This is a genomic window from Pseudomonas sp. FP1154, from assembly GCF_030687245.1.
GTDB lineage: Bacteria > Pseudomonadota > Gammaproteobacteria > Pseudomonadales > Pseudomonadaceae > Aquipseudomonas > Aquipseudomonas rhizophila.
This window is the reverse complement of the sequence record NZ_CP117465.1, coordinates 5,252,921-5,265,164: the sequence shown is the minus strand read 5'-3', so window position 1 is coordinate 5,265,164 and position 12,244 is coordinate 5,252,921. Positions and strand designations below refer to the sequence as shown.

Sequence of the window (12,244 nt, the reverse complement as noted above, 5' to 3'; positions counted from 1 at the left end):
ACCATGACACTCCGTTATCCACAGGCCTTGCTGTTGTTCTGCGCTTTGGCCGTGTTGCCGCCGGCCATTGCGGGCGAGGGCATCAAACTCGACACCCCGGTCGGCGGCTGGCGCAGCGGCGCGCCGGGCGGTGAAGGCGAGAGCTTCAGCCAGACCGTCAACTACCCGGCTTCTTCGGTCAACACACCTCAGGGCCAGGCCAACACCGCCCGCATCAGCGGCCAGATCAAAGGCACGCCCAAGGACAGTAACGAGCCGGGCAAACTCATCATCAATGGCGTGACCCTGCCGCTGAAACTCGACCCGCAAGGGCGCTTCGACCGACCGTTCTCGTTCCCCAATGGCAGCAACAGCATCGAAGTGCGCAGCCCCGACGGCCAGCAACGCCACCGTACGCAATTTCTCAACACCAGCGGCGGCGCCACCCCGGCCAAGCTGCGGGTCTTGTTGACCTGGGACAGCGACGGCACCGACCTGGACCTGCACCTCGTCACCCCGGACGGCGCCCACATCTGGTACGGCGACCGCGTCGTCCCCAACGGCGCCGCGCTCGACGTCGATGTCACCACCGGCTACGGCCCGGAAATCATCGCCATGCCCGCGCCGATCAAAGGTCAGTACCTGGTGTACGTGAACTACTACGGCGGCGGTTACCGCAGTGACGAGGACGGCGAGCAACAAGCGGCACAAGCCCTGACCACGGCGCAGATCACCGTCATCACCGAAGAGGGCACGCCAAGCGAGAAGATGGAAACCTTCGTGGTACCGATGCGCACGGCGGGGGAGTTGATGTTGGTCAAGAGCTTCAGTTACCCCTAAGGCCGCGCCAGAGTCGTTTGTGAGTGTGGGAGCGAGCCTGCTCGCGATAGCGACAGCACGTTCAGCATCAGGGTGTCTGACATACCGCTATCGCGAGCAGGCTCGCTCCCACAGGGGGTGTCCGTGGTTTGTGACAATTAGAAATCTCACGCGTGAGCTATTGAGGGGGCTGGGTATTCCCTGTAGTGTTTCTCACGCGTGAGTTTTTTCGCAGTGAGGTCAGCACCATGAACAGCCGCTCTCCAACAGATCCTGCGGGGTCTGCTACCGATTCAGCGAGCCGCAAGGGAGAGCGCTCGAAACCGTCCGTGAAAAAACCATCCAGCTTTTACATGAAGCAGATGCGCGCGGGCTTGAGTGCCGCCGGGTATGTGAAACACGAAACTTGGGTGCTTCCCGAAAACCGGAGCCTGCTCAAGCAGATGGAGAAACAGCTACGCCAACCGATTCTGGCTGGCTCATTCATGTCGGAGAATTACATGAGCGCAGGTAACAACTGGAACATTGATCGCCTCTTCAGTGCCCTTCAGGCCCTCGACGAAGTGGTGGCGAACGACATCACGCTTTCCCTTGTTCAAGGCTCCGAGTCCAGCATCAAGCTGGAAATGAACGACTTTGGCGGCTTGCCGATTTACATCGCAGTGGTGGGTGATCAGATCATCGTCGACACCGTTCTGGTGGATGTCGAATCGATCAATGACGTCGCGGCCTTCAATGATGCCGTGCTGCGCAGCCGGGAAATGTTCCCGCTGTCCTCGATCGGTATCGAGTCCATGCCCAACGGGCAGATTGTCTACAACATGTTTGGCGCACTGAGTTCCGACTCCAGCCTGACCAACGTCGTGACCGAGGTCAAAACCCTCGTCGACAACGTCCAGCGTGCCAGCGAAGCCTTCGAACGTTTCTTCATCTAATTTTTCGGGAACAGGAAATATCCAATGACTCAGTCCATCTGGAGCAAATTGTTCACCGCGCTGCGTGGTGGTGCCAACGAAGTCGGCGAATCGATCGTCGACCAACAGGCCCTGCGCATCCTCGACCAGGAAATTCGCGATGCCGACAGCGCGCTGGCCAACGCCAAGCGTGAGCTGGTCACCATCATGGCCAAACACAAACTGTCGACTGACCGCGTCAGCGAGTACAACGCCAAGATCCAGGACCTGGAGTCCAAGGCGCTGGCGGCCATCCAGGCCAACCGTGAAGACCTGGCGCTGGAAGTGGCCGAAGCCATTTCGACCCTGACCTCTGAGTTGGACGCCGAGCAAAAGCACGCGACCGAGTTCGGTGGTTACGCTGAAAACATGCGCAAGGACATCGTCAAGGCCGAGAACCGCATCAAAAGCCTGCGTCAGCAAGTGGACATGGCCAAGGCCCGTGAGAGCGTGCAGAAAGCCCAGGTCAGTGCTTCGATTGCCAGCGGCGGCGCCAATGGCAAGCTGGAAACCGCCGTCGGTACGCTCAACCGCCTGCAGGCCAAGCAACAGCAACGTGCCGCTGAACTGCAAGCCCAGGATGAACTGGCCGAGGCTTCGACCGGCAACGACCTGGAGCGCAAACTGCGCGATGCCGGCATCACGCCGAACGAAGGCAGCGCCAATGCGATTCTGGAGCGCCTGAAGAAAAAATCGGCGGAGTAATCGGCTGGGCTTTGCCTTTGTGAGGACCGGCCAAGGCAAGCCAGGCACAGACCTTGTGGCGAGGGGATTTATCCCCGTTGGGCTGCGAAGCAGCCCTGAAACCTGACACCCTCGGTGTGTCAGCTGGGTCGAGTTCGCTGTTATTGGGGCTGCTCCGCAGCCCAGCGGGGATAAATCCCCTCGCCACAGGGTTTTGTGTTCAGCTTCAGGTTTTGTGTCTTAGTCCTGTTTTCCTGAAAATTCCCGGATTTATTGTCACCAAAGCTCTTCTATCCAATCCCCGCAGCAGGTTTAATGCTGCCCCGTGACCGCACTTGAGCACTCCGCTGCCCGTGCGATGACGTCGCCAGGAATGAACCCACGGAGTCAGGGACGAAATGTCGATTTTCCTTTTGCTGCGAACCTACGCCTCGTCCTTCTTCCATCGGTTCGGCTGGGCGGGCCTGGCCATTGCGTTGGGCGTACACCTGTCCATCGCCTGGATCGGCCTGGTGCTTCTGGGCGAACAGCACCTCATCGCTGCCGCCACGTTTATCTACTTCTATCTCACCACCACGCTCACCGTCGGCTATGGCGATCTGTTGCCACAGACATCCGCCGGGCGAATTTTCGTGGCCACCTGGATCATGCTCGGCGGCATTGCCCTGTTGACGACGGTCATCGGCAAAACCACCAGCAGCGTCATTGATGTATGGAGAAAAGGCATGAAGGGCAAAGGCGATTTCACCGGCAAGACCGGCCACACCGTTCTCATCGGCTGGGAGGGCGCCTCCAGCGAACGGGTCATCGAGTTGCTCCTGCAGGACGAGACGTCCAATGACAACCTGATTGTCATCTGCGATTGCGTGCTTGAAGAAAACCCCATGCCCGGCAAGACGACTTTTATCAAAGGTGAAAGCCTGTCCTCTGTCGCACTTTTGCAGCGTGCCGGTGTGCCGGGTGCCGAACGCGTCCTGGTGCGCACCCACTCAGACGACCTGACCCTGTCCACCGTGCTGGCGGTCAATCAACTGAACCCGGTCGGGCATGTGGTCGCCCATTTCAATGACAGTGAAGTGGCCGCCCTCGCCAGCGCCTACGCGCCCAGCCTGGAATGCACCTCCAGCATGGCCATCGAGATGTTGGTGCGTGCTTCACAGGATCCGGGTTCGTCAGTGGTCATCAATGAATTGCTTTGCGTGGGCGAGGGCGCCACTCAGTACCTGATGAAACTGCCCGAAGCGTTTGATGCCGCGTTCGGCGATCTGTATGTGCAGATGAAAGAACACCACAACGCCATTCTCATCGGCTACCGCGCCAAAGGCGCCCGGCACCCGTCGATCAACCCGCCCTGCGACACGCGGGTCGGGGGCGGCGGCGACCTCTTCTATATCGCCTCCGCGCGTCTCAAGGAAATCTCCAATGGGCTGGTTTAAACGGTTGATGGGCATGGAGGCGCCGAACTCGGGCAAGGACTCCAAATGGGTCGCCAACCCAATCCCGGCCTCCGTCGGGCCGCTGGGCCTGGCATCTGGCAAAGAACTCAGGTTCGATAGCACGTTGAAGTTGTTGCTCGACGGCAACACCGGCGTGGTCATCCCGGATGCCCAGCAGATCTGGAGCACCGGCATCGTCGACCTCGGGCAATCGAACTGGCTGACGCGCTGTTACATGAACGACGAGGACTACTGGCTGCAAGTGCACACCAGCGGCGATGTCGCCGGGCAGGTCGAGTCGGTGATCCTGTTCAATTACCTCAGTTACGTCACCCTCAACAGCGAAGCGGAGTTGCGACGCCTGGCCGGGCCCGAAAGCCTGATCGGCCTGCCGACCTACAACCACGACGGTGTCGAGTACAGCCGCGAATGGGGCACCGAGGAAGGCCAGACTGAACTGGTGGCGTTGAGCGAGCGCGTGAGCAATCCGGATGAGTCCTACAGCGTCGAGCACCGCTCAATGCTGTATGCCCGCGAAACCGGCCTGACCGATCGCCGGGAATTCCTGCTGTTTTCCGTCGAAGAAGATGCCGAAGGCACCATCAGCTTGAGCACGTCGCTGGGCATTTCGCTGTACACCACTGACCTGAACACTTTTTAAAAAAGGAAGAAGTCCATGCTTGAAGCGCTCTCGATTTCCCTGAACAAAGCCGCCGTGCTCGGGTTTGTGTTGTACATCCTCGGTGCGGCCGTGCTGTTCGCGCTGTACCAGTTCATCTACACCCGGATCACGCCGCACAAGGAATTCGAACTGATCCGTTCGGGCAACGTGGCCGCCGCCATCGCGCTGGGCGGCGCCATCATCGGTTTCGCCATCCCGGCCAGCAATGTGATTGCCTATTCCGTCAGCATTCTGGACTTCGTCGTCTGGGCCGTGATCGCAGCGTTCGTGCAACTGCTGGCGTTCCTGGTGACCAGCCTGGTGCTCAAAGGCGCCTCTGAACGCATTAAAAAGGGTGAGCTCGCCGCGGGTATTTATATCGCGGCAGTAGCCATCAGCGTCGGCATGTTGAACGCCGCGTGCATGACGCCTTCCCAGAACTGATTGCGCCACGGAGATCCCATGAAACGAAGCAAGTACGTTCAGCTCTCGCTGGCCGCGTCGGTCGCCATGGCGATATCAGGCTGCAGCCCGACAGAAAAAACCTACCCGGTACAGAAGAAGTACAACTTCCAGTCCGTGCAGCAATGTGCCGATGAAAAACTCCCGGTAGACGTGTGCTCCGACGCCTACATGACCGCCATGGCCGAGCATCGCCGCATCGCACCGACGTACAGCAACCAGGCCGATTGCGATGCCGACTTTGTTGCCGATTGGTGCCAACAGGATTCCACCGGCCAGTTCATCCCCAGGCTGGGTGGTTTCGAACTGACCGCCGATGGCCAGGTTACCCAAGCCCAGGTGGATGCGGCCAAGGCACAACTGCCGGCCTCCGAAGCCAATGCGCAAGGCTCAGGGTTCTCCGGCACCAGCCTGCTGACCGGGTTGCTGATCGGCAACATGCTGAGCAGCAACCGCAACAGCTATTACTCCCAACCGGTCTACCGCTATCGCGATGATCGCGGCAACTACGCGTCCTCAACACTCGCCCAGCGGATTTCCAAAGGTTCGACCTTTACCAAGTCCAATCAGGCGAGGTATGGCAACTACACCGACACGGTCCGCTCCGCCAGCAAGCCGATCTCTGTTGCTTCCTCCACCTCCCGTGGCGGTTTCGGCAGCAAAGCCAGCGCCCGCAGCGGTTGGGGCGGCTCGAGCAGCTCCGGGCGATCGAGCAGTTAAGGAACGCGCGTCATGAAGAAAGTCCATTGCGCCGAACGTCATGACTGGAAACAGACCGCCGAGAGTCTCGGCTTTCTGTTCCACACCATCGACGACGAACCCTATTGGGACGAGAGCGCGTACTACCAGTTCACGCTCAAGCAGATCGAAGACGATCTGGAGGACCCGACCACCGAGATCCATGAGATGTGCATGGACCTGGTGGCCCGAGTGGTTCAGAGCGAGGAGCTGCTGGAGCGCCTGAGCATTCCTGCGCCGTTCTTCGACATGGTTCGCACCTCATGGCTCGAAGGGCATCCGCACCTGTATGGGCGCATGGACTTCTCCTACAACGGCAGCGGCCCCGCCAAGCTGCTGGAACTGAACTACGACACGCCCACCAGCCTGTATGAGGCGTCGGCGTTTCAGTGGGGCTGGTTGGAGCAATGCATCGAGCGCGGACTGTTGCCTGGGCATGCCGACCAGTTCAACAGCATCGACACCAAGCTGCATCAGGTCTTTGCCCAACTGCAACTCAAGCAGCCTTTTTACTTTGCGTCGATGAAAGACTCGATCGAAGACAAAGGCACCACCGACTACTTGCGCCTGATCGCGGAAAAAGTCGGCATCGAATCGCGGCACATCGATATCGAGGATATCGGCCTCACAGGTGAGGGCCGTTTCGTCGATCTGGAAGATCGCTGGATCCCTCACCTGTTCAAGCTGCATGCCTGGGAGTTCATCTTCCACGAGCCTTTTGGTGCGGCGATTGCCCAGAGCGACACGCAGTTTTTCGAGCCGGCCTGGAAGTCGATCATCTCCAACAAAGGCATCCTGCCGTTGCTGTGGGAATTCAACAAAGGTCACCCGAACCTGCTCGCAGCCCATCTCGACACTGACTCGAGCAAAGCCGTACCCAAGGGCTGGGTACGCAAACCGTTCTTTTCCCGGGAAGGCGCCAACATCGAGCTGCAAACCGCTGATGGCCTGATCGTCAAAGAAGACGGCCCCTACACCGACGCCCCCTTCATCCTCCAGGAATTCGCCCCGTTGCCGAAGTTTGGCGACAGCTACACATTGATCGGCTCCTGGGTCATTGGCGACCAGGCCGCCGGCATCGGCGTGCGGGAAGACAACAGCTTGATCACCAAGGATTCGAGCCGGTTCCTGCCGCATTTGATCCTCGACTGATTGCTCCCAAGCAGCCAATTCAATCAGCCTGACAGTCTGCGGTGCTTGTTTTTGGGGCTGCTTCGCAGCCCAGCGGGAGCAAGCTCCCTCGCCACAAGGGCGGTGTGTCAGTGGGCTAGGCGCTGAACCCATGTGGGAGCGAGCCTGCTCGCGATGGCGGTGGATTAGCCAACATCAATGTCGACTGACTTTCCGCTATCGCGAGCAGGCTCGCTCCCACAGTTCAGGTGTTCACCACAGATTTTTCAGGTCCACCAGTACCGCACCAGATGAAAGAAGATCGGTGCGGCGAAGCTCACCGAATCCAACCGATCCAGCATGCCGCCGTGGCCTTCGATCATGTGCCCCCAATCCTTGACGCCACGGTCACGCTTGATGGCCGACATGACAATCCCACCGGCAAACCCCAGCAAGTTGATCAGCAAGGCGATGAGGAATGACTGCCACGGATTGAACGGCGTGATCCACCACAACGCGCCACCGATCAGCGAAGCCAGCAGAATGCCGCCGACAAAACCCTCGACGGTTTTCGACGGTGACAGGTTCGGGGCGATCTTGTGTTTGCCGAACAACTTGCCGCACACGTACTGCAGCACATCCGACAGCTGCACCACGATCACCAGGTAAGCGATCAGCAACAGGTTGCGCCCTTCGAAACCAGCGATGTCCAACGTCAGCAGTGCCGGCACGAACGAGATGCAGAACACCGCGATCATCAGCCCCCACTGGACCTTGGAAGCGCGCTCCAGAAAGTGCGTGCTGTCGCCGCCCAGGGACGCCAGGATCGGCAGCAGCAGGAACACGTACACCGGGATAAAGATGGAAAACAGTCCGTACCAATCAAAATAAATCAGCAGGTATTGCAGCGGCAGTGCCAGGTAAAACGCCGCCACCAAGGCCGGGTAGTCGCTGCGCCGGGTCGGTGTCAGGGTCAGGAACTCCCGCAGGGCGTAAAACGACACGGCGTAGAACAACAGGATGACCGCCGCGTTGCCCAGCCAGAACGCGGTGCCGATCACCAGCACCATCACCCACCAGGCGTTGATCCGCGCGTTGAGGTTATCGATGACCGAATTCGGCGCGCCTTTTGTCCGCAGTTTGAGGATGAAACCAATCACAGAGGCCAGCAGCAGAATTGCGCCGATCCCGCTAAACAGCATCAGGGTATGTCTATCCATGTCAGACGTGCTCCGGGGCCAGTGCCAGCAGCGCGGCCCGGCTGCGTTCAAGAAATTGCTCTTTGCCTTCATCTTCTTCGATGCACAGCGGCGCGCCGAAACTGGTGGTGCACAACAGCGGCAGCGGCAGCACTCGACCCTTGGGCATGACGCGGTTGAGGTTGGCGATCCACACTGGAATCACCTCGACTTCGGGGTGGCTTTTCATCAAATGATAGATCCCGCTCTTGAACGGCAGCAGGCCGTCCTCCGGGTTGCGCGTGCCCTCGGGGAAGATGATCAGCGAGTCGCCGTTTTCCAAGGCATCGAGCATCGGCTGCAAAGGGTTGTACGAAGGGTCCTTGCGCTCGCGGTCCACCAGCACGCCGTTGAACACCCGGTTGATGATGTAGCGCCGCAGCGGGCTGGTCTGCCAATAATCGGCGCCCGCCACCGGCCGGGTAAGCTTGCGCAGCGCCGGCGGCAACGAGGCCCACAGCAGCACGAAGTCGCCGTGGCTGCTGTGATTGGCGAAGTAGATCCGCTGCACCGGTTGCGGCGCGCAACCGAGCCACAGGCTGCGAGCCCCCGTGACCATGCGGGCGGCGGAGGTGATGAGGCTGGCGACCACGGGTTCGAACATGAGGATTCCTTATCCGGAAAAAGCTAACCAGGGACTGGCCAGGATCAAGCCCAGCGTCAAGACAACTTGCGTGGCCAGCAACAACGACTGGCGGCGCAGCAGCAACAACGCGCCATGTCGGCGCTCGGTCCAGAGGCGACCGCTGCGTTCGACCGGTTGCAGGCCGAGGGCGGTGAGGGCTTGATCCAATGTGTAGGTCCGTTCGGCCAGCGATTGGGTGCTGTCCGCCATGCGCTGGAACAGGTCGGCATCAAACGCCACGCGCTGCGCCCAGTACTTTTGCAGCACGCCAAGCAGGAATATCACGACGCTAAAGAGCAGTAGCCACGGATTGACGCTACCGACCAAAAGTTGAGCCAGCCCCAGCAGCGCCGCTAACAGGGTCAGCCCCGTGGAAAGCTGATCCAGCGAGTGACCTCGGCGCAACAGGCTCGCCACCGTGTGGAGTTCCATATCACTGATCATGGTCATTCCTCGTGTTTGTGGATAACCGTTCCAACGCCCGACGGTGCGCCGGATGCAAAACAACCTGCGGGCGGGCCCGCTGGATTTGGACGATGGCCGCATCGACGCTGGCGGCCCGGCCAGTGTGCAACAACCACGCGGCCACAGCGCTGGCGCTGCGTGAATAACCCAAGGCGCAGCAAACCAGTAGCGGCCCATGCTGACGCAGGTTCTCGATCATCCGCGCAGCCTCCAGGCACTGCTCGGCACTGGGCGCGGTCAGGTCAAGCACTGGCAACGTGCGATAGGCGATGCCGGTGCTGTCCATGGACATTTCGGCGCAAAGGTCGAGCACGCCGGTAAACGCACTGTCCTTCAATTCCATCGGCGTGGGAATGCGCCCCAGCCAGACGTTATCGGCCACCTGATCGGCCTGCGGATGCTTGCGCGTCCACCATCGGGAGTTGATCCACGCCGCCGCCAGATAAGGCGCCAACAGCCAGCGCACCGCCGGGCTCAATCGGCCATCCGCGCGCTTCTGAAAGCCATCGGCACCGAACACCAGGTAATTCAGCGTCACCCCCAGCACCGCCACTGCCGGCCAGATCAACCAGAGCCACGCGCCACCCAAGGCAAACGCCGGAACAAAAAACGCCGCAGCCCCTAAACCATAGCGCAAAGCCAATCGCAGACGAGCCGGGTCCGCGGTCACACGTGCATTTTTCAGCGGGCTGGGCCGATCCAGCGGCCACAACCAGACACACAACCACCCGGCCAACGCACCTGTGGGCAGGTCAATAAAGTGATGTTGATACGTGGTCAGCACCGACACGCCAATCAGCGCGAACCAACCGTGCATCAGCCAACGCCAGAGCCCTTGCAGGTGCCGCTGATAACACACCCACAGCACCACCAACAACGCGATGTGCAGCGACGGTGCCTGATTGAACGGCTTGTCGAACCCGGCCAGCACGTCGAACAGCCAACCGAACACCCCATCCATTTCCGGCCGGGCGAAGGTGAAGCGCAACGGCCAGAGCAAAAAACAACTGACCGCAATCGCCTGGGCCGTGAGCAGACGCAAGGCGTGGCGTTTGAGTTCTTCGCGGCTGTTGGGCAACAGCAGGGACAGGCCGTACAGCAGATCAATCGACCAATAGGGCACGATGGTCCAGGCCATGAACGGCATGTAGCTTTCCCAACCAAACACCAAACTGCCCACGTCGTCCCGCTGGGACGTCACCCAAGTGGCGAAGCCATAGGTGCTGAAAAACAACGGTGCCAACAGCAGCAACCACAGCACCGCCGGTTTCAGCAGGCCGGGCTCGCGGGCCGGGGCGATGACGGCGCTCATCACTGCACTCGCTGAGCCAGCGAAACGCTGAAGATGCCCCACTCATCGACCCGCAAAGTGATCTTGCGGAAACCCGCCGCCTCCACCAGTTGATCCATCTCCGCCTGCGTGCGCCGGCGCATCACCCAGGCCTGCCCGGCGCGGTGGCTGGTGAGGGCGCGGGCGATCAATTCCAGTTGCGGGTGCCACGGCTGCCCGGTGTAGACCAGGAACCCGCCAGGCTCCACCGCTTCGGCCAGGCCGGCGAGGGAGCCGCCGACCATCTGATTATCGGCAAACAACTCATACAAACCGGACACCACCGCGAGCGTCGGTTTGGGCTCCAGCGCCGCCAGATCCGAGCGATCAAAGGCATCACCTTTGACGAACCGAGCGATATCGCCCAAGCCCTTCTCAAGAATCAGCGCACTGCCGTCCCGCACGTTGATGTCGCTGTAGTCGCGCAGCAGGATCGACTCCGGCAACGGACTGACGCCTTGCAGCGCTTCGAGAATGTAACGGCCATGACCCGCGGCGATGTCGACAATGCGCACTTCGCGGTCCTGCTCGCGCAACCTGCCCATGGCCAAACGCAGCAGCTCCTCGACGTGCAACTTGCGCTGACGAATCCCGCGCCAGCCGATGGAGTTCAGGTAATTCTGGTCAATCATCCGTCCCAGGGCCGAGGTGCCGGTGGGGCGATTGCGGTAGACGTAATCCAGCGTGCTGCCGGAATCGAAGCCGGTGTCGAAACCCAACTTCACCCCAGCCGACAACTTGCTGCCAAAGCGCATGCTGGCGCGGGTCATGCGCCAGTACAGGTCGCGCAACGAATTGTGCGGCAGCGGCGTCGCCAAGGCTTCGGACTCGGCGCAGGTCGCGCCCAGGCGATCAGCGTCCAGCAGGGAAGGGCGGTCCAGCGGGCGGGCAAAGTTTTGCAGAATGAACCGGCGGGCACTGGCAATGGCCGGCGCACGGTTCTTCTCGCCGAGGGTGTCGTGGAAGAACCCCGGCAGAATGTGTTTCTCCTTGTGCACACTGCCCAGTCGCTCGAAGAACTGCTCCTGGGGTTTGCGCTGCACCACAAAGTCGGAACCTGAGATCAACAACTGCGTCGGCACCTGAATCGCCTGGGCATCGGCCACCACGCGGTCGGCGGCTTCGTACAGGCCCAGCAGCACATTCACCGAAATCGCCTTGGTGATCAGCGGATCGCTGTCGTAGGACGCCACCCGCTCCGGGTCATGGCTGAGGAATTTCGCCTTGACGTAACTGTTGACGAAAAAGTTGCCGCGAAACCGGCGCATCAGCGCCAGGCCCGGACGAGCGAAAGGCACGTAAAGCTTGACTTTGAACGCCGGCGACGCCAGCACCAGCGAGCGAATGCGCGGGGCGTAATCGTGAACCCAGGTCGACGCAATCACCGCCCCGACACTCTGCGCCACCACGGCGATATTCTGCTCGTCGATCTGATGCGTTGCGCCGATGTGATCGCAAAACGTCTGCACATCCCGCGCACTGGTGGCAAAACTCGGACTGTCGCCGCGCGCGCCCGGCGACTGGCCATGGCCGCGTGCATCCCAGGCAAAGAAGTCGAACCCGGGCAAATCCAGCTCATCCACCAGATGCGCAATGCGCCCGGAGTGTTCATGACCCCGGTGAAACAACAACACCGCCTGACGAGGCTCACCCGGCGCCGCATCGACGGCCGGCCAATGCCGGTAAAACAAATCCACGCCGTCAAAGGTGGTAAACGTCAGTTCCTGGGCTTCGCGCATTGCAA

13 protein-coding genes are annotated in these 12,244 nt (G+C 60.6%); 8 read left to right on the top strand and 5 right to left on the bottom strand.

The genetic code is table 11. From position 1 onward, the window contains the following. Nucleotides 1-3 precede the first annotated feature (3 nt). The 8 genes from PSH91_RS23535 (at nucleotide 4) to PSH91_RS23500 (ending at nucleotide 6,884) form a co-directional block, all read left to right on the top strand. The gene (locus tag PSH91_RS23535) at nucleotides 4-819 is read left to right on the top strand and encodes a YfaP family protein (RefSeq protein WP_047229728.1); all 816 of its coding nucleotides are present in this window, start codon (nucleotides 4-6) and stop codon (nucleotides 817-819) included. A 332-nt stretch (nucleotides 820-1,151) separates the two neighbouring features. Then, complete coding sequence (locus tag PSH91_RS23530; protein WP_092394936.1) at nucleotides 1,152-1,733, top strand: YjfI family protein; 582 nt, start codon at nucleotides 1,152-1,154, stop codon at nucleotides 1,731-1,733. 24 nt (nucleotides 1,734-1,757) lie between these two features. Beyond that, on the top strand, nucleotides 1,758-2,456 hold the full coding sequence (locus tag PSH91_RS23525; protein ID WP_047229446.1) for a PspA/IM30 family protein: 699 nt from the start codon (nucleotides 1,758-1,760) through the stop codon (nucleotides 2,454-2,456). A gap of 377 nt (nucleotides 2,457-2,833) precedes the next feature. Continuing rightward, on the top strand, nucleotides 2,834-3,871 hold the full coding sequence (locus PSH91_RS23520) for an ion channel (protein WP_188251933.1): 1,038 nt from the start codon (nucleotides 2,834-2,836) through the stop codon (nucleotides 3,869-3,871). Beyond that, a complete protein-coding gene (locus PSH91_RS23515) occupies nucleotides 3,858-4,532 on the top strand; it encodes a DUF2491 family protein (protein WP_047229448.1) in 675 nt (224 codons plus the stop codon). Before PSH91_RS23520 ends, PSH91_RS23515 begins: the two co-directional genes overlap by 14 nt. Before the next feature lie 15 nt (nucleotides 4,533-4,547). Then, the gene (locus tag PSH91_RS23510; protein WP_047229449.1) at nucleotides 4,548-4,976 is read left to right on the top strand and encodes a DUF350 domain-containing protein; all 429 of its coding nucleotides are present in this window, start codon (nucleotides 4,548-4,550) and stop codon (nucleotides 4,974-4,976) included. Nucleotides 4,977-4,994: 18 nt separating this feature from the next. Continuing rightward, the gene (locus tag PSH91_RS23505; RefSeq protein WP_305466863.1) at nucleotides 4,995-5,714 is read left to right on the top strand and encodes a DUF1190 domain-containing protein; all 720 of its coding nucleotides are present in this window, start codon (nucleotides 4,995-4,997) and stop codon (nucleotides 5,712-5,714) included. Between the two features lie 12 nt (nucleotides 5,715-5,726). Further along, nucleotides 5,727-6,884 (top strand): glutathionylspermidine synthase family protein, encoded by a 1,158-nt coding sequence (locus PSH91_RS23500; RefSeq protein WP_047229451.1) that lies wholly within the window; start codon nucleotides 5,727-5,729, stop codon nucleotides 6,882-6,884. Nucleotides 6,885-7,129: 245 nt separating this feature from the next. Here the strand turns inward: PSH91_RS23500 and PSH91_RS23495 are convergent, their stop codons facing one another. The 5 genes from PSH91_RS23495 to PSH91_RS23475 are packed head-to-tail and all read right to left on the bottom strand — an operon-like array spanning nucleotide 7,130 to nucleotide 12,239. Beyond that, entirely contained in the window at nucleotides 7,130-8,062 is a 933-nt protein-coding gene (locus PSH91_RS23495) for a phosphatidate cytidylyltransferase (protein ID WP_305466862.1), read from the bottom strand. A gap of 1 nt (nucleotide 8,063) precedes the next feature. Beyond that, nucleotides 8,064-8,684, bottom strand: coding sequence for a 1-acyl-sn-glycerol-3-phosphate acyltransferase (locus PSH91_RS23490; protein ID WP_281459797.1), 621 nt, complete (start codon nucleotides 8,682-8,684; stop codon nucleotides 8,064-8,066). Between the two features lie 9 nt (nucleotides 8,685-8,693). Next, nucleotides 8,694-9,149 (bottom strand): hypothetical protein, encoded by a 456-nt coding sequence (locus PSH91_RS23485; protein WP_305466861.1) that lies wholly within the window; start codon nucleotides 9,147-9,149, stop codon nucleotides 8,694-8,696. Continuing rightward, nucleotides 9,139-10,482 carry a phosphatase PAP2/dual specificity phosphatase family protein gene (locus PSH91_RS23480; RefSeq protein WP_305466860.1) on the bottom strand — a complete coding sequence of 448 codons (1,344 nt, stop codon included), beginning with the start codon at nucleotides 10,480-10,482 and terminating at the stop codon, nucleotides 9,139-9,141. The genes PSH91_RS23485 and PSH91_RS23480 overlap by 11 nt, the downstream gene beginning before the upstream one ends. After that, nucleotides 10,482-12,239 (bottom strand): bifunctional alpha/beta hydrolase/class I SAM-dependent methyltransferase, encoded by a 1,758-nt coding sequence (locus tag PSH91_RS23475; protein ID WP_305466859.1) that lies wholly within the window; start codon nucleotides 12,237-12,239, stop codon nucleotides 10,482-10,484. The genes PSH91_RS23480 and PSH91_RS23475 overlap by 1 nt, the downstream gene beginning before the upstream one ends. Between the last annotated feature and the right edge of the window lie 5 nt (nucleotides 12,240-12,244).